Origin of the sequence: Streptomyces sp. P9-2, assembly GCF_051903975.1 — a bacterium.
Taxonomy (GTDB): domain Bacteria; phylum Actinomycetota; class Actinomycetes; order Streptomycetales; family Streptomycetaceae; genus Streptomyces; species Streptomyces cellulosae.
The window spans coordinates 355,400-378,273 of record NZ_CP192633.1 but is presented as its reverse complement, the minus strand read 5'-3'; the positions used below and the strand labels follow the sequence as shown (position 1 = coordinate 378,273).

16 protein-coding genes are annotated in these 22,874 nt (G+C 69.9%); 13 read left to right on the top strand and 3 right to left on the bottom strand.

All coding sequences use genetic code 11. The annotated features are described in order from the left end of the window. The first annotated feature begins 231 nt into the window (after window positions 1-231). Window positions 232-2,451, top strand: coding sequence for an ABC transporter family substrate-binding protein (locus tag ACQY0Z_RS01710; RefSeq protein ID WP_439811741.1), 2,220 nt, complete (start codon window positions 232-234; stop codon window positions 2,449-2,451). Between the two features lie 78 nt (window positions 2,452-2,529). On the opposite strand, the gene typA is transcribed toward ACQY0Z_RS01710, so the two are convergent. Next, complete coding sequence (typA, locus tag ACQY0Z_RS01705) at window positions 2,530-4,446, bottom strand: translational GTPase TypA (RefSeq protein WP_189900877.1); 1,917 nt, start codon at window positions 4,444-4,446, stop codon at window positions 2,530-2,532. A gap of 491 nt (window positions 4,447-4,937) precedes the next feature. Between typA and ACQY0Z_RS01700 the strand changes: the two genes are divergently transcribed. From ACQY0Z_RS01700 to ACQY0Z_RS01655, 10 genes are all read left to right on the top strand, one after another. Beyond that, window positions 4,938-5,978 carry an ABC transporter permease gene (locus ACQY0Z_RS01700; RefSeq protein ID WP_254587255.1) on the top strand — a complete coding sequence of 347 codons (1,041 nt, stop codon included), beginning with the start codon at window positions 4,938-4,940 and terminating at the stop codon, window positions 5,976-5,978. 101 nt (window positions 5,979-6,079) lie between these two features. After that, window positions 6,080-7,879: an ABC transporter substrate-binding protein gene (locus tag ACQY0Z_RS01695; RefSeq protein ID WP_254587254.1), complete on the top strand. Its 1,800-nt coding sequence runs from the start codon at window positions 6,080-6,082 to the stop codon at window positions 7,877-7,879. Window positions 7,880-7,983: 104 nt separating this feature from the next. Then, complete coding sequence (locus tag ACQY0Z_RS01690) at window positions 7,984-8,961, top strand: ABC transporter permease (RefSeq protein WP_254587253.1); 978 nt, start codon at window positions 7,984-7,986, stop codon at window positions 8,959-8,961. A gap of 10 nt (window positions 8,962-8,971) precedes the next feature. After that, window positions 8,972-10,033 carry an ABC transporter ATP-binding protein gene (locus ACQY0Z_RS01685; RefSeq protein ID WP_189900885.1) on the top strand — a complete coding sequence of 354 codons (1,062 nt, stop codon included), beginning with the start codon at window positions 8,972-8,974 and terminating at the stop codon, window positions 10,031-10,033. Window positions 10,034-10,046: 13 nt separating this feature from the next. Further along, the gene (locus tag ACQY0Z_RS01680; RefSeq protein ID WP_254587252.1) at window positions 10,047-11,171 is read left to right on the top strand and encodes an ABC transporter ATP-binding protein; all 1,125 of its coding nucleotides are present in this window, start codon (window positions 10,047-10,049) and stop codon (window positions 11,169-11,171) included. Between the two features lie 209 nt (window positions 11,172-11,380). Next, complete coding sequence (locus ACQY0Z_RS01675) at window positions 11,381-13,006, top strand: peptide ABC transporter substrate-binding protein (protein ID WP_254587251.1); 1,626 nt, start codon at window positions 11,381-11,383, stop codon at window positions 13,004-13,006. A gap of 6 nt (window positions 13,007-13,012) precedes the next feature. Next, on the top strand, window positions 13,013-13,936 hold the full coding sequence (locus tag ACQY0Z_RS01670) for an ABC transporter permease (RefSeq protein WP_028959380.1): 924 nt from the start codon (window positions 13,013-13,015) through the stop codon (window positions 13,934-13,936). Beyond that, a complete protein-coding gene (locus tag ACQY0Z_RS01665; protein WP_137207984.1) occupies window positions 13,929-14,909 on the top strand; it encodes an ABC transporter permease in 981 nt (326 codons plus the stop codon). Before ACQY0Z_RS01670 ends, ACQY0Z_RS01665 begins: the two co-directional genes overlap by 8 nt. A 6-nt stretch (window positions 14,910-14,915) precedes the next feature. Continuing rightward, window positions 14,916-15,890: an ABC transporter ATP-binding protein gene (locus tag ACQY0Z_RS01660; protein ID WP_189900893.1), complete on the top strand. Its 975-nt coding sequence runs from the start codon at window positions 14,916-14,918 to the stop codon at window positions 15,888-15,890. Then, on the top strand, window positions 15,883-16,923 hold the full coding sequence (locus ACQY0Z_RS01655) for an ABC transporter ATP-binding protein (RefSeq protein WP_189900895.1): 1,041 nt from the start codon (window positions 15,883-15,885) through the stop codon (window positions 16,921-16,923). Before ACQY0Z_RS01660 ends, ACQY0Z_RS01655 begins: the two co-directional genes overlap by 8 nt. Before the next feature lie 131 nt (window positions 16,924-17,054). Here ACQY0Z_RS01655 and ACQY0Z_RS01650 read toward each other — a convergent pair whose 3' ends face one another. Beyond that, window positions 17,055-19,193, bottom strand: a complete 2,139-nt coding sequence (locus ACQY0Z_RS01650) for a prolyl oligopeptidase family serine peptidase (protein ID WP_439811740.1) — start codon at window positions 19,191-19,193, stop codon at window positions 17,055-17,057. A gap of 177 nt (window positions 19,194-19,370) precedes the next feature. On the opposite strand from ACQY0Z_RS01650, the gene ACQY0Z_RS01645 reads away from it, so the two are divergent. Together ACQY0Z_RS01645 and ACQY0Z_RS01640 are read left to right on the top strand one after the other, a co-directional pair. Further along, window positions 19,371-19,565 carry a hypothetical protein gene (locus tag ACQY0Z_RS01645; RefSeq protein ID WP_026243428.1) on the top strand — a complete coding sequence of 65 codons (195 nt, stop codon included), beginning with the start codon at window positions 19,371-19,373 and terminating at the stop codon, window positions 19,563-19,565. Between the two features lie 88 nt (window positions 19,566-19,653). Continuing rightward, window positions 19,654-21,093: an amidase gene (locus ACQY0Z_RS01640; protein WP_439811739.1), complete on the top strand. Its 1,440-nt coding sequence runs from the start codon at window positions 19,654-19,656 to the stop codon at window positions 21,091-21,093. Window positions 21,094-21,096: 3 nt separating this feature from the next. On the opposite strand, the gene ACQY0Z_RS01635 is transcribed toward ACQY0Z_RS01640, so the two are convergent. Then, the gene (locus tag ACQY0Z_RS01635; RefSeq protein WP_439811738.1) at window positions 21,097-22,866 is read right to left on the bottom strand and encodes a hypothetical protein; all 1,770 of its coding nucleotides are present in this window, start codon (window positions 22,864-22,866) and stop codon (window positions 21,097-21,099) included. Window positions 22,867-22,874 lie beyond the last annotated feature (8 nt).

Below are 22,874 nucleotides of genomic sequence, written 5' to 3'. Positions count from 1 at the left end.
TTGCGCTGTGAAGGGATGTGCATCGATTGGCCGAGGCGCATGGGTGCATCGTCCGGTGCGAAGCCGCGTCGCGCCGGGTGCGTTGCGCCGCACGGGTGGGCTTGGCGTCCGGGGCCGCCGTGTCGCCGGGGAATGCGGAACCCGTTCCTCTTCAGTGGGCCGCATACATCGGATGAACGCCCAATACCAAGTGTGATCACCATGCCCGCGGTTTTCCGGAGGTATCCAGAGATGTCCCACGACGGCATCGGCCCGCGCGCCGTCCTGCGCTCGGTCGCCTTCCTCACCGCCGGCATGCTCACGCTGCCCGCCCTGGCCGGATGCGGCTCCGAGGACCCCGCGGGCGAGCCCCTCGCGGGCGCGGACGTCGCGAGCGCGGACCGGGCCGACATCGCCGACGGCGGGACGCTGCGCTGGGCCGTGGACACCGTCCCGGACACCCTGAACACCTTCCAGGCCGACGCCGACACCACCACCGCCCGGATCGCCGAGGCCGTCCTGCCGTCGATGTACCGCACGGACGGCCGGGGCCGGGCCGTGCGCAACCCCGACTACCTGGCCTCCGCCGAGGTCGTCGACACCGAGCCCAAGCAGGTCGTCGTCTACCGGCTCGCCCAGCAGGCCGTCTGGAGCGACGGCCGGGAGATCGGCGCCGCCGACTTCGCCGCCCAGTGGCGCGCCCTGTCCGGCAGGGACACCGCCTACTGGACCGCCCGCAACGCCGGCTACGACCGCATCGAGAAGGTCGAGCGGGGCAAGAACGACCTCGAGGTCAAGGTCACCTTCAGCCGCCCCTACGCCGACTGGAAGTCCCTGTTCAGCCCGCTCTACCCCAAAGAGGTCATGGGCACCCCGGACTCCTTCAACGACGGGGCGCGCAAGAAGCTCAAGGTCACCGCCGGGCCGTTCACGGTGGACAAGGTGGACACCAAGGAGGACGAGGTCGTCCTCACCCGCAGTCCCCGCTGGTGGGGCAGCCCGGCCAAGCTGCAGAAGATCGTGCTGCGGGCCGTGCCGCACGACAAGCGGATCTCCGCGCTCAGCGACGGCACCCTCGACCTCGCCGAGATCGACCCCGAGGCCGCGCGGCGCGTCACGGCCGCCGCCCTGCCGCAGGACGGGAACACGCCCCTGATGGGCCCCGAGGCCGACCGCTCCGCCGCGGACGCGCTGCACTCCTGGGCGGTCGCCAACGGCTCCGACGAGGACGCCGCCGACGAGGAGATCTCCGCCCGGAAGAAGCTGCGCAAGAAGGCGGAGAAGTACGCACGCCAGCAGAAGGCGCTCGGCGGCTTCGAGGTGCGCACGTCGCTGGAGCCCGCCTACACGCAGCTCGCCCTGAACGGCGCAGAGGGGCCCCTCTCCGACGAGCGGGTCCGCCGCGCCGTGGCCCGCGCCCTGGACCGCAAGGACATCGCCGGCGCGGTGCTGAAGCCGCTCGGCCTGCCCGCCGAGCCCGTCGGCAGCCACCTCGCGCTGTCCGGCCAGGCCGCCTACGCCGACAGCAGCGGCGCCCTCGGCAAGCCGGACGCCAAGGAGGCCCGCGCCCTCCTCTCGGACGCCGGGTGGGTGCCGGGCGGCCCGGTGAAGGAGGAGAAGAAGGACGCGGAGAAGGACGAGGGCGAGGAGGCGGCCGGCTCCGAGGCGGACAAGGAGGACACCGAGGGCTCGGGCGGCTCGGAAGGCGACGGCGACGACGGCACGTACATCGTCGGCGAGGACGACGAGAAGGACGGGAGGAGCGACGGCAAGGCCCCGAACGACTCCGGCACCGGCACCGGCCAGCTGAAACAGGGCGGCGCCCCCGCCGGCGCCTACGCCCCCAAGGGCACCGCGGCCCCCGCCCGCGCCGACACCGCCCCGGTCGCCAAGGACGGCAAGGCGCTGGTGCTGCGGTTCGTGCTGCCGTCGGGCCCGGGCTCGAAGACGCTGGAGACGGTGGCCGGCCGGATCGCGAAGATGCTGGAGAGGATCGGCATCCGCACCGACGTCTTCAAGGTCGACAACGACAGCTACTTCAAGGACCACATCGCGTCCGGCGACTTCGACCTGGCCCTCTACTCCTGGCCCGCGACCGCCTTCCCCGCCACCGACGCCCGCCCCGTCTACTCCAAGCCGGTCCCGGCCGCCGACGGCTCGCTGAACGTCGAGCAGAACTGGACGCGGGTCGGCACCGACCAGGTCGACCAGCTCTTCGAGCAGGCCATCGCCACCCTCGACGACTCCGAGCGCCGCGACCTGGTCCGCAAGGCCGACTCCCGTATCTGGGCGGCGGCGGGCTCCATCCCCCTCTACCAGCGCCCGCAGCTGGTCGCGGCGCGCAAGACCCTCGCCAACGCCGGCGCCTTCGGCTTCGCCACCCCGGTCTACGAGGACATGGGCTTCCTGAAGAAGTCGGCGCGGGGGCCGGAAGGGTCGCCCGGGGCGAAGAACAGCGCATCCGGGAGCTGACCGGACCGGCCGGAAACGCGACGCGGCCCGGCGCCCCCACCAGGGGCGCCGGGCCGCGTCATGTGCGCGGTGCGGTGATCAGCCGTGCTTGGCGCGGCTCGCGGCGCGGGCGCGCTCGCGGGCGTCCAGGTTCACCTTGCGGATGCGGATGGCCTCCGGGGTGACCTCGACGCACTCGTCGTCGCGGCAGAACTCCAGGGACTGCTCCAGCGACAGCTTGCGCGGCGGGACGATCGACTCGGTCACGTCGGCCGTGGACGACCGCATGTTGGTGAGCTTCTTCTCCTTGGTGATGTTGACGTCCATGTCGTCGGAGCGGGAGTTCTCACCGACGATCATGCCCTCGTACACCTCGGTGCCGGGCTCCACGAAGAGCACGCCGCGCTCCTGCAGGTTGGTCATCGCGAAGGCGGTGACCGCGCCGGCGCGGTCGGCGACCAGCGAGCCGTTGTTGCGGGTGGTCAGCGTGCCGAACCAGGGCTCGTGGCCCTCGTGGATCGAGTGCGCGATGCCGGTGCCGCGGGTCTGGGTGAGGAACTCCGTCCGGAATCCGATCAGACCGCGCGAGGGCACCACGAACTCCATGCGCACCCAGCCGGAGCCGTGGTTCGACATGTTGTCCATGCGGCCCTTGCGGACGCCCATGAGCTGCGTCACCGCGCCCATGTGCTCCTCGGGCACGTCGATGGTCATGCGCTCGACGGGCTCGTAGACCTTGCCGTCGACCTCCTTGGTGACCACCTGGGGCTTGCCGACGGTGAGCTCGTAGCCCTCCCGGCGCATCTGCTCGACCAGGATGGCCAGCGCCAGCTCGCCTCGGCCCTGGACCTCCCAGGCGTCGGGGCGCTCGGTGTCCAGGACGCGGAGCGAGACGTTGCCGATCAGCTCGCGGTCCAGCCGGTCCTTGACCTGGCGGGCGGTGACCTTGCGGTCCTTGACGGCCGCCTTGGCGTCGGCGCCCTTGCCGGTGCCGCCGCGGCCGACCAGCGGGGAGGTGTTGGTGCCGATGGTCATCGAGATCGCGGGCTCGTCGACCGTGATCAGCGGCAGGGCGACCGGGTTCTCCTGGTCGGCCAGGGTCTCGCCGATCATGATGTCCGGGATGCCCGCGACCGCGCAGATGTCACCCGGGCCGGCCTTCTCGGCGGGCTTGCGGGTGAGCGCCTCGGTCATCATCAGCTCGGAGATGCGGACGTTGGCGACCGAGCCGTCGCGCTTCATCCACGCGACGGTCTGCCCCTTCTTCAGCTCGCCCTGGTGGACGCGCAGCAGCGCGATACGGCCGAGGAAGTTGTCGGCGTCCAGGTTGGTGACGTGCGCCTGGAGCGGGGCGCCCTCCTCGTAGGTGGGGGCGGGGATGTGCTCGAGGATCGTCGAGAAGAAGGGCTCGAGGGAGTCGGAGTCGCCGGGGACCGTGCCGTCGTCGGGCTTGGTCAGCGAGGCGACGCCGTCACGGCCGCAGGCGTAGACGATCGGGAACTCGATCTGCTCCTCGTCCGCGTCCAGGTCGAGGAAGAGGTCGTAGGTCTCGTTGACGACCTCGTCGATCCGGGCGTCGGGACGGTCCGTCTTGTTGATGCACAGGATGATCGGCAGCCGCTGCTGCAGCGCCTTGCGCAGCACGAAGCGGGTCTGCGGCAGCGGGCCCTCGGAGGCGTCCACCAGCAGCACGACGCCGTCGACCATCGACAGACCGCGCTCGACCTCGCCGCCGAAGTCGGCGTGGCCGGGGGTGTCGATGATGTTGATCGTGATGGGCTCCCCGCCGTCCTTGGGGTGGTACTTCACCGCCGTGTTCTTGGCGAGGATCGTGATGCCCTTCTCACGCTCCAGGTCGTTCGAGTCCATCATGCGGTCGTCGACCTGGTCGAGCTGGTGGGCGGCGAAGGCGCCGGCCTGCTTGAGCATGCCGTCGACGATGGTGGTCTTGCCGTGGTCGACGTGGGCGACGATGGCGACGTTGCGGATGTCGTGACGCGTTACAGACGGTGCCATGAAAGGCGTACTCCCGGAGGTGGTGAAGGTTGCCCGCCGCAGACGTCTGTGGTGCGAGGGCCCTGCCGGGCTGGACACGCCTCGGCCTCCCTCCATGGTACGGGGCCGTCACCCCGTATGCCCGCGCCCGCCGGGGGGCCGGGGTCCTGGGCGGCCGGCGCCCGGGTCCGGGGGACGTCTCAGGGCGCTCGCACGTGCTTCCGGCAAACGCAACATCTCGTTCGCATATCGGTGATCAGGCACGCGGGTTTCGGACATGTAAACCGAAAACGCGCGCAGAATGTCCGGATTGTCGAATTCGATTCAAGGGTGTCAAGCGCGCGCAGGTGTCGATCTCTGCAATATTTCCTCAAAAAAACGACGGTAGGGAGATCCCTATGTCGTTCGCCCTTGACGCGCGTTGAGTCTCTTGGCGAAAGTTCCCCCAAACCGCAGAACCTGCCGGTATCTGCGCTGCGCTCAACTCTCCAACCCCCCGGGGGACGAACACGATGACCAGTCCAACTAAGGCTGAGGACTCCGGGTCCGCGGCTGTCTTGGACCCTGAGCTCACGGCGACCACCGACGTCGTCAAGGGCGAGAAGCAGCCCGAGGGCCGTTCCCCCGGCCAGTTGATGTGGCAGCGCTTCAAGCGCGACCGTACCGGAGTCGTCTCCGCGTGTGTGGTCATTTTCTTCTTCGTGGTGGCCGCGCTCGCGCCGGTGATCTCCAAGCTGTACGGCAAGGACCCCTACACGCTGTACGCCCAGGAGCCCGACTACCCGTTCCTGCTCGACGACTTCGCGATGCCGAGCGGGGACTTCGGCGGCATCTCGGGCGACTTCTGGTTCGGCGTGGAGCCCAAGCTCGGCCGCGACGTGTTCACCATGCTGCTGTACGGCATGCGGACGTCGCTGTACATGGCCGTGCTCGTCACGCTGCTCAGCGTGATCACGGGCGTGATCATCGGCATGATCGGCGGCTACTTCGGCGGCCGTGTCGACTACTGGATCGGCCGGGTGACGGACTTCTTCCTGGGCTTCCCCCAGCAGCTGTTCTTCATCGCCTTCATGCCGGTCGTCACCGCGATGTTCGTCGACCCGCAGGACGAGACCCCCACCTACCTGCGGGCCGTCGCGATCATCATGGTGATGTGGTTCCTCGGCTGGATGGGCCTGGCCCGTCTGGTGCGCAGCTCCGTGCTGTCGCTGAGGGACCGTGAGTTCGTCGAGGCGGCCAAGGTGTCCGGCGCCCCTCCCGGTCGCATCGTGCGCAAGGAGATCCTGCCGAACATCGTCACCCCGATCCTGGTGCAGGCCACGTACATCCTGCCCAGCACGATCCTCACCATCGCCTTCCTCTCCTTCATCGGTGTCGGCTTCGTCGAGCCGACCCCCGACTGGGGCCGCATGTTCAAGGTCGGCACCGACGTGTACGAGCAGGACCCGATGTTCCTGCTCTTCCCCGGAGCGGCGCTGGTGATCTTCGTACTCGCCTTCAACCTTCTCGGAGACTCCGTCCGGGACGCATTCGACCCCAAGACCGGACGCTGATCGTCCATTGGTGGGTGGGGGAGCTGCCGCCCCCGGCCGGGCTACCGGACTGTCAGGCAGCAACTCGTGGACAACTATCGACAGGTAGGTGCATCGGCATCATGAAGCCCATCAGAACGCGTACCGCGCGCGCCATAGCCGTGGCCATCGTGGCGGGGTCCCTGACCCTGACCGCTTGCTCCGGCAACGACAAGGGCGACGGCAAGGGGACCGACGCGAAGTCGCAGAAGGACGCCGCCGAGCAGCAGGACCCTGTCGTCTACGGTGACGCCGCCGCATCGACCGGTCCGGCGAAGGACGTCGCGGGCGCCAAGCAGGGCGGCTTCATCAACGTCTACATGCAGTCGGACCTGACCCACATGGACCCGGGTCAGATCTACGTCAGCGACGCCGGCCAGTTCTCGAACCTCATTCACCGAGGTCTGACGAACTACCAGGAGGACGCCGAGGGCAACCTCACGGTCGTCGGTGACATCGCCACCGACGCCGGCCAGTCCTCCGAGGGCGGCAAGGTCTGGACGTACAAGCTCAAGGACGGCATCAAGGACGAGGACGGGAACCCGATCACCTCGGCCGACGTCCGCCACACCATCGAGCGTCTGTACTCGAAGGTCATCTTCGACGGCCCGACGTTCGTCCAGTCCTGGCTCTCCGGCAACGACTACCGCAAGGCGCTGCCCGACGGCCCGTACAAGGGCAAGCACCTGCCCGACACGGTCCTCGAGACGCCGGACGACAAGACCGTCATCTTCAAGTTCAGCCAGCCGCGCCCGGACCTGCCGCAGGCCCTGGCCATGGCCGGTTACTCCATCGTGCCCGCCAAGCAGGACACGAAGGCGAAGTACGACAAGGCCCCCGCGGCCCTCGGCCCGTACAAGATCGCCGAGTACAAGCCGGGCAAGTCCATGAAGCTGGTCAAGAACGACCAGTGGGACCCGAAGACCGACGCCGTGCGCCACCAGTACGTGGACGGCTGGAACTTCACCAACACCGTCTCCCAGGCCAGCCAGACCAAGCGTCTGATCTCGGACCAGGGCGAGGCCAAGAACGCCATCCAGTTCACCGACCCGGTGGACCCGGCGCAGATGGCCGACGTGGTCACCAACCCGGAGACCAAGAAGCGCACCATCGCGGGCTACCAGCCGTACGTGTGGCAGCTCACCTTCAACCTGGACCGCATCAAGGACAAGAAGGTCCGCGACGCGATCACCTACGCGATCCCGAGCCAGTCCATGGTCCAGGCGGACGGCGGCCGCTACGGCGGTGAGGTCGCCGGCGGTCTGCTCGCCCCGACCCTGCCGGGCTTCGACCCGACGTACGACCCGTTCGGCAAGCTGAAGAAGCCCAACGGCGACATCGAGAAGGCCAAGGAGCTGCTGAAGGAGGCGGGTGTCAAGGAGGGCACGAAGCTCACCTACGCCTACTCCAACACGCCGCGCGGCCAGGCCCAGCAGGTCATCCTGAAGGACGCCCTCGAGAAGCTCGGCTTCGACGTCCAGTCGAAGGAGATCGACCGCGCCAGCTTCTACGAGCAGGTCGGCAAGCTCAACAACCCGTACGACCTCTACATGACCGGCTGGGGCCAGGACTGGCCGTCCCCGTCCACGGTCATCACCCCGGTCTACGACGGTGAGCTGATCGCCGACGGTGCGTCGAACTACTCGCACATCAACGACAAGCAGGTCAACGAGCTCATCCAGAAGGCCCTGAAGCAGGAGCCCGAGGAGGCGGCCAAGACCTGGGAGCAGGCCCACCACCGCATCGTGGAGGAGATCAACCCGGCTGCCCCGGTCTACTACTCGAAGCAGCTCCAGCTCTACGGGTCGAACATCGGTGGCGCTCGGTACAGCACCGAGTCGAGCTACATCAACATCACCGACCTGTACCTGAAGCAGCCGTAAGCCCTCAGTTCGGCTGACCGCGGGGGTGTGCGCCAGGCGGAGCACACCCCCGCGGACGGTACCCCTCACCTGCCGCCGCGTTTCGAAGAGAGCATCCACCCGCCATGCTTCAGTTCCTCATCCGCAGGCTGACCGGCGCCGTCGTCATCATGTTCCTGATCGGCGCCTTCACGTTCTTCCTGTTCTACACAGTTCCTCAGGACTTCGCTGCGCTGTCCTGCGGCAAGAACTGCTCGCCCGAGAACCTCGCGGTGATCCGCGAGAACCTGGGTCTGGACAAGCCCCTTCCCACCCAGTTCTGGGAGTTCATGTCGGGCATCGTGGCCGGCCGCGACTTCCCGCAGGGGCACTGCTCCGCGCCGTGCCTGGGTGTCTCCTTCGAAAGCGGCGAGTTCGTCTGGGACTCCATCATCGACCGCTTCCCGCTGACGCTGTCGCTGACCGTCGGCGGTCTCGTGATCTTCCTGATCCTGGGCCTCGGCTCGGGTCTGCTGGCCGCCTGGAAGCGCGGCACCGTCGTCGACAAGATCGTCAGCGGCACCTCGATCGTGCTCAGCTCCTTCCAGATCTACCTGCTCGGCCCGATCGTCCTCGGCCTGCTGGTCTACAGCACGGGCATCATGGAGTTCCCGAAGGAGCACAGCTTCACCGAGGAGCCCGGGGCCTGGTTCCTGGGTCTGCTCATCCCCTGGGTGGTCATGGCCACCATCTTCACCGCGCAGTACACCCGTATGTCCCGCTCGACGATGATCGAGCAGCTCCAGGAGGAGCACGTCCGCACCGCGCGCGCCAAGGGCATGCGCCAGAGCTACGTGTTCTTCCGGTACGCCTGGCGCGGCTCCCTGATCCCGATCGTCACCATCCTCGGCATGGACCTCAGCGCGCTGCTGTCCGGCGCGGTGGTCACCGAGTTCACCTTCGACCTGGCCGGCATCGGCCGTCTCGCGGTGGACTCCTCGCTGACCAAGGACCTGCCGGTGACCATGGGTGTCATGCTGTTCGGAGCCTTCTTCATCCTGCTCCTGAACATCCTCGTCGACCTCGCCTACGCGTACATCGACCCGCGCGTACGGCTCAGCTAGGAGAAACACCGTGACCACACTGACCAAGACCGAAGGCGAGAAGGCCCCGACCGGGCCCGACTCCTTCCTCTCGGTCCGCGACCTGCGGGTGCGGTTCTCCACCGAGGACGGCATCGTCAAGGCGGTCGACGGGCTGTCCTTCGACGTCGAGCGCGGCAAGACCCTGGGCATCGTGGGCGAGTCGGGTTCCGGCAAGTCCGTGACCAACCTGACCGTGCTCGGGCTGCACAACCCCAAGACCACCACCGTGGAGGGCGAGATCCTCCTCGAGGGCCAGGACCTGGTGACCACTCCTGAGAAGGAGATGGAGAAGCTTCGCGGCAACAAGGTCGCGATGATCTTCCAGGACCCGCTGACGGCGCTCTCGCCGTACTACACGGTGGGCCGGCAGATCGCCGAGCCGTTCATGAAGCACACCGGCGCCTCCAAGAAGGAGGCCCGGGACCGGGCCGTCGAGATGCTCACCAAGGTCGGCATCCCGCAGCCCAGGACCCGCGTGGACGACTACCCGCACCAGTTCTCCGGCGGTATGCGCCAGCGCGCCATGATCGCCATGGCCCTGGTCTGCGACCCGGACCTGCTGATCGCCGACGAGCCGACCACCGCCCTCGACGTGACCGTCCAGGCCCAGATCCTCGACCTGCTCAAGGACCTCCAGCAGGAGTTCGGATCGGCGATCATCTTCATCACCCACGACCTCGGCGTCATCTCCGACATGGCCGACGACCTGCTGGTGATGTACTCCGGCCGGGCCGTCGAGCGCGGCAGCGTCCGCGAGGTGCTGCGTGAGCCGCGCCACCCCTACACCTGGGGCCTGCTCAGCTCGATGCCGCGCCTCGGCGGAAGCACCTCGCAGCCGCTGACGCCGATCCCCGGCTCGCCGCCCAGCCTGCTCAACCCGCCGTCCGGCTGCCCGTTCCACCCCCGCTGCACGTTCACGGACAAGGTGTCGGGCGACCGCTGCAGCACCGAGCGGCCCACGCTGGGCGACGGACGCGCCGCTGCCTGCCACCTGACGGCGGAGCAGAAGCAGACCATCTTCATCGACAAGATCCAGCCCCGGCTGCGCTAGGGAGATCCGAGACATGAGCGACAACCTCACCCTCCCCGCACAGCAGGGCTCCACCGGCGCGTCGACCGAGGCGCTGCTGAAGGTCGAGGGCCTCACCAAGCACTTCCCGATCTACGGCGGCTTCCCGATCAAGCGGAAGGTCGGTGCCGTGCAGGCCGTCGACAACGTCGACCTGACCGTCGGCGTCGGCGAGAGCGTCGGCCTGGTGGGTGAGTCGGGCTGCGGCAAGTCCACCACGGGCCGGCTCATCACCCGGCTCCTGGAGCCCACCGGCGGGAAGATCGAGTACGCGGGCCAGGACATCACGCACGCCAACCGCAAGAAGCTGGCGCCCGTGCGGTCCGAGATCCAGATGATCTTCCAGGACCCGTACTCCTCGCTGAACCCGCGCCAGACCGTCGGCACGATCATCAAGTCGCCGATGGAGGTCAACGGGATCAACCCCGCGGGCGGCCGGGAGAAGAAAGTCCGTGAGCTGCTCGAGCTCGTCGGCCTGAACCCGGAGCACTACAACCGCTTCCCGCACGAGTTCTCCGGCGGTCAGCGCCAGCGCATCGGCGTCGCCCGGGCGCTCGCGCTCAACCCGAAGCTGATCGTGGCGGACGAGCCGGTCTCCGCGCTCGACGTGTCGATCCAGGCGCAGGTCGTCAACCTGCTGCAGAAGGTCCAGGAAGAGATGGGCATCGCCTTCCTCTTCATCGCCCACGACCTCGCCGTCGTGCGGCACTTCTCGCAGCGCGTGGCCGTGATGTACCTGGGCAAGGTGGTCGAGGTCGGCGACCGCGACTCCATCTACAACCGCCCGCGCCACCCTTACACGCACGCCCTGCTCTCGGCCGTGCCCGAGGTGGCGATGGACGACGAGACGGAGAACCGCGAGCGCATCCGCCTCGCCGGTGACGTCCCCTCGCCGATCTCGCCGCCGTCCGGCTGCCGCTTCCGCACCCGCTGCTGGAAGGCGCAGGACAAGTGCGCCACGGAGGAGCCGCCGCTGGTGCAGATCGGCGGCAACCGCGAGGGCCACCTGACGGCGTGCCACTTCCCGGAGGAGCCCAGCATCGAGGCCCGCTCCGAGGACGTCGTGATGGACCCGGCGCTGAAGGCGCTGGAGAAGGACGGGAACGTCTCCAAGGACTGACCCCCTTCGCAGAAGGCTCTGAAGGACGCACAGCCCTGAGGACCGGGGGCGGGAGGACACGCACCTCCCGCCCCCGGTCCTTTCGCGTGCCCGCCCCCGTGCGCCCGTCCGGTGGATCTCGCACCCCCGTACGGCCGCGGCGGGCGTGCGCGCGGGGGCGCCCCCTCCCAGGCTGGCCCGGTAAGGGACCCGGGCACGAGGAGGCACCCATGCGCATCACCACGCACGCCAGCTGGGCCGTCTGCGCGATGGCGCTCGCCCTCGCCACGGCGGGGTGCGGCGGGGGCGGGGGAGGCAGCGGCGACTCCGAGGCCGTGCTGAGCGCCTCCTGGGGTGACCCGCAGAACCCGCTGGAGCCGTCGAACACCAACGAGGTGCAGGGCGGCAAGGTCCTCGACATGATCTTCCGCGGGCTGAAGCGCTACGACCCGGAGACCGGCGAGGCGCAGGACATGCTCGCCGAGAAGATCGAGACCTCGGACTCGCAGAACTTCGCCATCACCGTCAAGGACGGCTGGACCTTCAGCAACGGCGAGAAGGTCACCGCGCAGTCCTTCGTGGACGCCTGGAACTACGGCGCCAGCCTGCGCAACAACCAGCGCAACGCGTACTTCTTCGGTTACATCGAGGGCTACGACCAGGTGCACCCGGAGGAGGGCGAGCAGACCGCGGACACCCTGTCCGGGCTGAAGGTCACCGGTGAGCGCACCTTCACCGTGAAGCTCACCCAGAAGTTCTCGACGTTCCCCGACACCCTCGGGTACAACGCGTTCGCACCGCTGCCCCGGGCGTTCTTCGACGACCACGACGCCTGGGTGAAGAAGCCCGTCGGCAACGGTCCCTACCTGGTCGAGTCGTACACGCGCGGCTCGCAGATGTCGCTGCGCAAGTGGGACGACTACCCGGGCGACGACAAGGCGGAGAACGGCGGCGTCGACCTGAAGGTCTACACCGACAACAACACCGCCTACACCGACCTGCTGGCCGGCAACCTCGATCTGGTCGACGACGTGCCCGCCGCGCAGCTGAAGAACGTGAAGAACGACCTGGGCGACCGCTACCTGAACACCCCCGCCGGCATCATCCAGACGCTCGCCTTCCCGTTCTACGACCCGGCGTGGAACACCGAGGGCGCGAAGAAGGTCCGGCAGGGCCTGTCCATGGCGATCGACCGGAAGCAGATCACCGACACGATCTTCCAGAAGACCCGCACCCCCGCCACCGACTGGACCTCCCCGGTGCTCGGCGAGGACGGAGGCTTCCAGGACGGACTGTGCGGCGAGTTCTGCGAGTTCAAGCCCGACGAGGCGAAGAAGCTGATCGAGGAGGGCGGAGGCCTGCCCGGCGGCAAGGTGACCATCACCTTCAACGCCGACACCGGCTCCCACCGCGAATGGGTCAACGCCGTCTGCAACTCCATCAACAACGCCCTGGACAACGAGCGCGCCTGCACCGCCAACCCGGTCGGCACCTTCGCGGACTTCCGCAACCAGATCACCGACCGGAAGATGACCGGTCCGTTCCGGGCCGGCTGGCAGATGGACTACCCGCTCATCCAGAACTTCCTCCAGCCGCTGTACTACACCAACGCCTCGTCCAACGACGGCAAGTGGTCCAACAAGCAGTTCGACGACCTGGTGAACCAGGCCAACCAGGAGACCGACACGGCCAAGGCGATCGACCTGTTCCAGCAGGCCGAGGAGGTCGTCCGGGACAACATGGCGGCGATCCCGCTCTGGTACCAGAACGGCAGCGCCGGCTGGTCCGACCGGCTCTCCAACGTCAAGCTCAACCCCTTCAGCGTCCCCGTCTACAACGAGATCAAGGTCAGCTGATCCGCCATGGGGCGCTACGTCGTCCGGCGACTGCTCCAGATGATCCCGGTCTTCATCGGGGCCACGCTGCTGATCTTCCTCATGGTCAACGTGATGGGCGACCCCATCGCGGGACTGTGCGGCGAGCGGCAGTGCGACCCGGCGACGGCCGCCCGCCTCGAGCAGGAGTTCGGCCTCGACAAGCCGGTCTGGCAGCAATACCTGACGTACATGGGGAACCTCTTCACCGGCGACTTCGGCACGGCCTTCAACGGCCAGGAGGTCACCGAGCTGATGGCGACGGCGTTCCCCGTCACGATCCGGCTCACCCTGATCGCGATCCTCTTCGAGATCGTCATCGGCGTCACCCTCGGCGTGGTCACCGGACTGCGCCGGGGCCGTCCGGTGGACACCGGGGTGCTGCTGCTGACCCTCGTGGTGATCTCCGTGCCCACCTTCGTCACCGGTCTGCTGCTCCAGCTGCTGCTCGGGGTGAAGTGGGGCTGGATCCGGCCCTCGGTGTCCTCGGAGGCGCCCTTCGACGAGCTGATCCTGCCCGGCCTGGTGCTGGCGTCGGTCTCCCTCGCCTACGTCACCCGGCTGACCCGCACCTCCATCGCGGAGAACCGCCGCTCCGACTACGTGCGCACCGCCGTCGCCAAGGGCCTGCCCCGGCGCCGGGTCGTCGTCCGGCACCTGCTGCGCAACTCCCTGATCCCCGTGGTGACGTTCATCGGCGCCGACATCGGCTTCCTGATGGGCGGGGCGATCGTCACCGAGCGGATCTTCAACATCCACGGCGTCGGCTACCAGCTCTACCAGGGCATCCTGCGGCAGAACACGCAGACGGTGGTCGGCTTCGTCACCGTGCTGGTGCTGGTCTTCCTCGTCGCCAACCTCGTCGTCGACCTCCTGTACGCCGTACTCGACCCGAGGATCCGCTATGTCTGACCGTCCTGACGAACCCGAGGCCGCCGTCGCGGGCACCAGCATGGGCGGCGCCATGGACCTGGGCGTCGACGAGGCCGAGACGCTGGAGAAGGTGCCGGCCGGCCCGGACGGCGCCGGACCGGAGGACCGGCCGCGCTCGCTGTGGTCGGACGCCTGGCGGGACCTGCGCCGCAACCCCGTGTTCATCGTCTCGGCGCTGGTCATCCTGTTCCTGGTCTTCATCTCCCTGTGGCCGTCGGCGATCACCTCCGGCTCCCCTCTGAAGTGCGACCTGTCCAAGGCGCAGGAGGGCTCCCAGCCCGGGCATCCCTTCGGCTTCGACGGGCAGGGCTGCGACGTCTACACCCGCACCGTGTACGGGGCCCGCACCTCCGTCGCGGTCGGCGTGCTCGCCACCCTCGGGGTCGCCGTCCTCGGCAGTGTGCTGGGCGCGCTCGCCGGGTTCTTCGGCGGGCTCTCCGACTCGATCCTGTCCCGGATCACCGACGTCTTCTTCGCCATCCCGGTCGTCCTCGGCGGTCTGGTGCTGCTGTCCGTCATCACCAGCAACACCGTCTGGCCCGTCATCGGCTTCATCGTGCTGCTCGGCTGGCCGCAGATCTCCCGCATCGCCCGCGGCGCCGTCATCACCGCCAAGCAGAACGACTACGTGCAGGCGGCGCGGGCGCTCGGCGCCTCCAACTCGCGGCTGCTGCTGCGGCACATCGCGCCCAACGCGGTCGCCCCGGTCATCGTCGTCGCGACCATCGCGCTGGGCACGTACATCGCCCTGGAGGCGACCCTGTCGTACCTCGGGGTGGGGCTGAAGCCGCCCAGCGTCTCCTGGGGCATCGACATCTCCTCCGCCTCGCCGTACATCCGCAACGCCCCGCACGCGCTGCTGTGGCCCTCCGGGGCGCTGGCCATCACGGTCCTGGCGTTCATCATGCTCGGCGACGCGGTGCGCGACGCCCTCGACCCGAAGCTGAGGTGAGCCGCGGTGCTGCTCGAAGTGCGCGACCTGCACGTGGAGTTCCGGACCCGGGACGGGGTGGCGAAGGCGGTCAACGGGGTCACCTACGGCGTGGACGAGGGGGAGACCCTGGCCGTGCTGGGCGAGTCCGGCTCCGGCAAGTCGGTGACCGCGCAGGCCGTGATGGGCATCCTCGACACCCCGCCGGGGCGTATCACCGGCGGGGAGGTGATGTTCCAGGGCCGGGACCTGCTGAAACTCAAGGAGGAGGAGCGCCGGCGGATCCGGGGCGCCGAGATGGCGATGATCTTCCAGGACGCGCTGTCCGCCCTGAACCCGGTGATCACCGTCGGCGACCAGCTCGCCGAGATGTTCACCGTGCACCGGGGCATGTCCCGCAAGGACGCGCGCGTCAAGGCGGTCGAGCTGATGGACCGGGTGCGCATCCCGGCCGCGCGGGAGCGGGTGCGGCAGTACCCGCACCAGTTCTCCGGCGGCATGCGCCAGCGCATCATGATCGCGATGGCGATCGCCCTGGAGCCGGCGCTGATCATCGCCGACGAGCCGACCACCGCCCTCGACGTCACCGTGCAGGCGCAGGTGATGGAGCTGCTCGCGGAGCTCCAGCGGGAGTACCGCATGGGGCTCATCCTCATCACCCACGACCTGGGGGTGGTCGCCGACGTCGCCGACCGCATCGCGGTGATGTACGCGGGCCGGATCGTGGAGTCGGCGCCGGTGCACGACATCTACAAGGCCCCGGCGCACCCGTACACGCGGGGCCTGCTGGACTCCATCCCGCGCCTGGACCACAAGGGCCGGGAGCTGTACGCCATCAAGGGCCTGCCGCCCAACCTCACCCGCATCCCGCCGGGCTGCCCCTTCCATCCGCGCTGCCCGCTGGCCCGGGACGTGTGCACGACCGACGACCCGCCGCTGTACGAGGTCTCCGGCACGCGCGGGAGCGCCTGCCACTTCTGGAGGGAGTGCCTGGATGGCTGAGCCGATCCTGGAGGTCAGCGGCCTGGTCAAGCACTATCCGCTGACCCGGGGCATCGTCTTCCGCAAGCACGTCGGGGCCGTGAAGGCGGTCGACGGCGTGGACTTCCGGCTCGACGCGGGCGAGACGCTGGGCATCGTGGGGGAGTCCGGCTGCGGCAAGTCGACGGTCGCGAAGATGCTGGTCAACCTGGAGCGTCCGACGGCCGGTTCGATCCGCTACAAGGGCGAGGACATCACCCGGCTGTCCGGCAAGGCGCTCAAGGCGGTGCGCCGCAACATCCAGATGGTGTTCCAGGACCCGTACACCTCGCTCAACCCCCGGATGACGGTGGGCGACATCATCGGGGAGCCGTACGACATCCACCCCGAGGTGGCGCCGAAGGGGGACCGGCGGCGACGGGTGCAGGAGCTGCTGGACGTGGTGGGCCTGAACCCGGAGTACATCAACCGCTATCCGCACCAGTTCTCCGGCGGCCAGCGGCAGCGCATCGGCATCGCGCGGGGGCTGGCGCTGCGCCCCGAGGTGATCGTCGCCGACGAGCCGGTGTCCGCGCTGGACGTGTCGGTGCAGGCGCAGGTCATCAATCTGATGGACCGGCTGCAGAGCGAGTTCGACCTGTCGTACGTCTTCATCGCGCACGACCTGTCGATCGTCCGGCACATCTCCGACCGGGTCGGGGTGATGTACCTCGGCCGGATCGTGGAGACCGGCACGGACACCGAGATCTACGACCACCCCACGCACCCCTACACCCAGGCGCTGCTCTCCGCCGTGCCCGTGCCCGACCCGAGGGCGCGGGAGCACCGGGAGCGGATCGTGCTCACCGGGGACGTGCCGTCGCCGACGAACATCCCCTCCGGGTGCCGGTTCCGCACCCGCTGCTGGAAGGCGCGGGAACGGTGCGCGGTGGAGGTGCCCGCGCTGGCGGTGCCGCCCTGGTTCGCGGAGGCCGGGGGCCCGGCGGCGCACGACTCGGCGTGCCACTTCGCGGAGGAGAAGCACGTGGTACCGGCGGAGGACGGGCGCGGGTGACGCACCCTTGTACGGGTACGGGCCGGGGTGACATGGCGCACCCCGGCCCGTTCACGGCACCCGCACGGCCGTACGCTGACCAGCCTTCCCTGTCCGTATATCGGTACCGCTTCCGGTGAGTTGCCCCGGTGTTAACGCGTGGCGGAGGTGCCCGGGAGGGACAGGGAGCGCTTGAGGAAGCCGAGCTGGAGGCGGAGCAGGTTCTCGGCGACCTCCTCCTGCGGGGTCATGTGGGTGACGCCGGACAGCGGCAGCACCTCGTGCGGGCGTCCGGCCGCGAGCAGGGCGGAGGACAGCCGCAGGGAGTGGGCGACCACCACGTTGTCGTCCGCGAGGCCGTGGATGATCATCATCGGCCGGTGCTGCTCGGCCGCGTCGACCAGACCGGCGTCGTCGATCAGGGAGTTGCGGCGGTAGACGTCCGGCTGCTCGTCCGGGTGCCCGAGGTAGCGCTCCTGGTAATGGGTGTCGTACAGGCGCAGATCGGTGACCGGGGCGCCGACCACGGCCGCGTGGAAGACGTCGGGGCGGCGCAGGACGGCGAGGGCGGCCAGGTAGCCGCCGAAGGACCAGCCGCGGATCGCGACCCGGTCCAGGTCCAGCGGGAAGTCCCCGGCGAGCGCCTGGAGCGCGTCGACCTGATCCTGGAGGACGACGGCCGCGAGGTCGTCCTTGACGGACTTCTCCCAGGCGGGGGAGTGTCCCGGGGTGCCGCGCCCGTCGGCGACGACGACCGCGAAGCCCTGGTCGGCGAACCACTGCGAGGTCAGGTGCGGATTGTGGGCGGCCACCACCCGCTGGCCGTGCGGACCGCCGTAGGGGTCCATGAGCACCGGCAGAGGGGTGTCACCGGCGTAGTCCCGAGGCATAAGCACGGCGCACGGGATGCGGCGTGCGCCCCCCTGTGTCAGCGTCACACGGGGGGACAAACCGGGGTCTTCGGCGTACGAGGGGACAGTCGCCGTCTGTTTCCCGTCACGCAGTACCCGCACCCGCGAACCTGGCCGATCCAGGGTCGCCGAGACCAGCACCGTGACCCCTCCGGAGCGCACCGCGGTGTGCACGCCGGGCTCCTCGGAGACGCGCTCCACGCCCAGTTCGTTCACCCGGTAGACATGGACCTCGCCAATTTCCGGAGCGGCCGCCTCCGCCCCCGCCGACGCCGAGACCAGCACGTCGTCGTCCGAGACGTCGAGCACCGCCCGGATGTGCAACTGCGGTCCGGTGAGCGGTCGTTCACCTACGGCGAGGCGCCGGGCTCCCCCCTCGTCGGCGATCCGGATCAGCTGCCCTGAGGGGCTCCAGCAGGGCACACCGGGGAAAAGTTCCAGCCATTCCGGATCTTCGTCGGCGTGCACCATCCGGGTCGCCCCGGTGTCCGGGTCGACGGCCAGGATCAGCTGCGCCCGCTGGTCGCGCGCCTGTACGAGCAGCAGCGGGGCACCCGCCCCTGACCAGTGCACTCGCGCGAGATACGGGTAGCGCTTGCGGTCCCAGGAGACCTCCGTGCGCGTGCCTGCGAGGTCCACGACGAACAGCCGTACGTCCGCGTTCGGGGTGCCGGCCGCCGGGTAGCGGACGCGGTGCGGAGCCCGGTCCGGGTGGGCCGGGTCGGCGATCCACCACTCCCGCACCGGCGTGTCGTCCACCCGCGCCACCAGCAGCCGGTCCGACTCCGGGGACCACCAGAAGCCGCGTGAGCGGCTCATCTCCTCGGCCGCGACGAACTCGGCCAACCCGTACGTGACCTCCTCCGATTCGGGGGTGGTGAGCGCGCGGTCGTCCGCCCCCTCCGCCGAGACCACCCGCAGCGCGCCCTCCGCGACGTACGCGACATGCCGTCCGTCGGGCGACGGACGGGGGTCGATCACCGGTCCGGGCGTGGGCAGTTCACGGGCCGTGCCGGCCCGCAGCTCGGCCGTGAAAAGCCGCCCTGACAAGGCGAAAGCCGCCAACTCCACGGCCGCGTCGGTGGCGTAGCCGACGATGCCGGCGCCTCCCTCACGGCTGCGTTCGCGCCGCGCGCGCTCCTCGGCGGAGAGCTGCTCCGAAGCGCCGCCCAGGAGGGCGCGCGGGTCGGCGGCCACGCGCTCCCCGCCCCCGTCCGTGTCGAGCACCCAGAGGGCGTTGGCCCGGTCCGTGCCGGAGCCTGAGCGGAGGAACACGACACGTGAGCCGTCGGGCGCCACGCTGAAGGAACGCGGCGCGCCGAGGGTGAAGCGGAGGGTGCGGGCGTGCCGCCGGGGGAAGGAGTCCGTCTCGGTCGTCATGCCCTGACCATATTGGCCATGCGCCCCCTTGTGCGGCCGTGCGCCGATCGATGCGCACGTACGGATAGTTATGATCGTTAGCGCATAGTGGGTATGAACCTGCTGCCTGCTGTGTGGACGTACTGCCCCCATATTCCTGTCCCCCCGCGTCCCTGGGATCCTTGGAGGTGAGCCGCCGTGGCACTCTCGATTTCGGCGGTGGTGCTGCTGGCGATCATCGTCTTCCTGCTGATCAAGAAGTCGGGACTGAAAGCAGGGCACGCGATCGTGTGCATGCTGCTCGGCTTCTACCTGGCCTCGTCGACGATCGCGCCCACGATCAGTGAAGTGACCTCCAACATCGCGGGGATGATCGGCAGCCTCAACTTCTGAGCGCGGCCGTCGCCGGCCTCTCGCGTGTTACCCGCCGGTAAGCCATGATGGCCGGGCCAGCATTCACGCGCGCAGGGCGGAGCCGACGGTGACGACATCCGAGGAACAGAGCCAGGGACGCAAGGAGACGCGGACCGGCGTCCACGTCTTCCGTGACGACGCCCTGGGCGACCTGGACGCGGTGGGTCTCGCCGCGGCGATCCGGCGGGGCGAGGTGAGCGCCGCCGAGGTCGCCCGCGACGCGGCGGCCCGGGTGCGGGACGCCGACGCCCAACTGGACGCCGTCCAGGTGCACCTCGACGTCCCGGCTCACCATGACGCCGACGGCGGCGCGTTCGCCGGGGTGCCGACCTTCGTGAAGGACAACACCGACTTCGCGGGTCTGCCCACGGGCCACGGCAGCGCCGCCTTCGTGCCGCGCCCGGCCCGGCGGCACGCCGGGTTCACCCGCCAGCTGCTGAGCACGGGCGTCACGGTGCTCGGCAAGACGCGGCTGCCCGAGTTCGGCTTCAGCCCCAGCACGGAGTTCGAGGAGGGCCCGCCGGTCCGCAACCCGTGGAACACCGGCCATTCGGCGGGCGGTTCGTCCGGCGGCAGCGCGGCCCTGGTCGCCGCGGGCGCCGTGCCGGTCGCGCACGCCAACGACGGCGGCGGCTCCATCCGCATCCCGGCCGCGTGCTGCGGTCTCGTCGGCCTCAAGCCGACCCGCGGCCGTACCGTGCCGAACGCGCAGGGCCGCCAACTGCCGATAGACATCGTGGTGGACGGCGTCGTGAGCCGTACGGTGCGGGACAGCGCGGCGTTCCTCGCGGCGGCGGAGCTGCACCACCGCAACCCGAAGCTGCCCTCCCTCGGGCTCGTCGAGGGTCCCTCGGACCGCCGGCTGCGGATCGGCCTCCTGGTCGACTCCCCGAACGGCGCCCGTACCGACGACGCCACCCGCGCGGCCGTCACCGACACGGCCCGGCGGCTGGAGGCGCTGGGTCACACGGTGACCCCGGTGGAGCTGGCCATCGACCCGCGCTTCACCGAGGACTTCCTCACCTACTGGGGCCTGCTGTCGTTCCTCATCGGCGCCACGGGACGCACCATGGGCGCGGAGTTCGACCGCCACCGCATGGACGGCCTCAGCCGCGGCCTGCGCGCCACCTACGTCGCCAACTGGCGCCGTACTCCTGGAGTGTTGCGGCGGCTGCGGCGGACGCGGGAGGCGTACGCGGCGGCGTTCCGGGGCCTGGACGTCATCCTGTCCCCGGTCCTGGCCCACACCAGCCCGCCGCTGGGCCACCTCAACCCGTCCGTCCCGTACGCCACGCTGATCGAACGCATCCTGGCGTATGTGGCGTTCACCCCGGTCAACAACGTCGTGGGCACGCCGTCGATCTCCGTCCCGGCCGCGTCCCTGACACCGGAGGGCCTGCCGATCGGCGTGATGTTCTCGGGGCGGCCGGGGGCGGAACGGACGCTGCTGGAGCTGGCGTTCGAGCTGGAGGCGGCGCAGGGGTTCCCGGGCATCCGGGACGTCTAGAGGTCAGAACAGAAGCAGGACCGCCGCGCCCCAGAGGACCGTCAGGGCGACCAGTGGGGGCCCGACGGGCATGCCCTGGCGGTCGGAGAGGGCCTCGGCCGTCGGGCGGAGGTCCGGGCGCAGGAGGAGGGCGCGGAGCTCGTCGGCGACGCGCTGCGCGCCCGGCTCGCGGCCCAGGCGGCGCTCCAGCCACGCCCAGCCGGTGGGGGAGATGCGTACGGCGTCGTCCTCGGCGCGTCCGATGTCGATGCCGTCGTCCCGGTGCGTCACGGAGAGGACGGCCTCCCACGGGACGCGCCGGACGCGCCAGGCCGTCAGCACCCACAAGCCGTCGCGGTCGGCGGTGACGCGCCAGGTGGTCGCCGTCGCCACGGACGTCACGAGCCACGGCAGCGCGACGGCGAGCATCAGCCAGTGCCAGGACGGGCCCTCCTCCAGCGCGGCCCACACGCCACCGCCCTGCACCACCAGCAGCCCCGCGCCGAGCCCCCGCGAAAAGCCGTGCGCCCGCCACACCCGCGGCTCCGCCGAGGGCATCAGGTTGGCGGCGATCTCCTCGACGGGCCGCCGGATGTGCTTCCGCCCGCGCGCCTGCGGACCGCCCGTGTTCCACAGGGTGACGGCCGGCTTCACCGAGGTGACGCTGCACTCGACCGCGACCTCCGGGTCGTCCTCGTCGTCGCGCGCGACGAAGGCGACCTCCGCGCCGGTGTAGGGGGCGCCGTACAGGACGGCCTCCCGCAGGGGAGGGGCGGGCCCGTCACCGCGCAGGGTCGCCGCGAGCCGCTCCAGGCCGGGGTCGTCGTCCTCCGTCTCGTAGTCGTCCTCGTCCTCCTCACCGCCGTCGTCGTCGGCGTACAGCGAGTGGAACCACAGCACGGGCCGGCGGCCCTCGGTGTCGTCGGCCGCGTACACCCACGTACGGCCGTCCTCCTCGCCCTCGCGCACCAGCACGTGCAGCACGGGCAGCGGCCCGCTCCGCAGCCGCCGCGCGCCGAGCCGTCCGGCGACGCCGTTCACGAGGAACCCGAGCCCGGTCGCGGAGCCGGCCAGCACCAGGAGTTCCCACCCGAAGGCGTCGTACGGCTCGGCGACCAGCACGGCCCCGTCGCCGTCCACGACGAGATCGACGCGGGTGTCGACGGGGAAGTCCTCGGGGAAGGCCGTCTCGATGCGGTGGGTACGCCCCTCGGCGGTGACGGTGAGGAGGCCGTCGTCCTCGTCCACGGCGGTGACCTCACCGGAGAGGTGGGAGGCGGTGGCGGCGCGCTTCTCGTAGGTGTCGGCGACCCCGAGGGCTTGGTAAACGCCGAAGCCGGCGACGGCCAGGAAGAGGACGGCCAGTACGAAGGACATCCGACCCCGGCGGAAGGTCCGGGCGGCGTCGGGGAGCGGCTGGGTGGCCGACCCGGCGGCCTCCAACGCCAGCGCGCGCTGGCGTCCGGCGACGGCCAGCCGGTGCACGAGCCCGGTCACGGCGAACCCGGTGGCGAGCAGATACGCGAGCGCGGAGGGCCGGGCGAACGCGGTGACGCCGTCCTCGACGGCGAGGGCGAGCACGGTGAACGCGAGCCCGCCGATGGCGAGCCGCGGCTGCCGCCACACCCAGTACAGGGACAACACGAGAACGACAGCCACCGCGAGCCCGGTCCAGTCACTCCCGCACGGCTCGGCGGACGTACAGGCGGGCACCGGCCCGGCCACCACCTCCCACGCGACGGAGACTGCCACCGCGAGGACGGCGAGGAGCGGATGCGCCCAACGCGCGGGCACGGCATCGA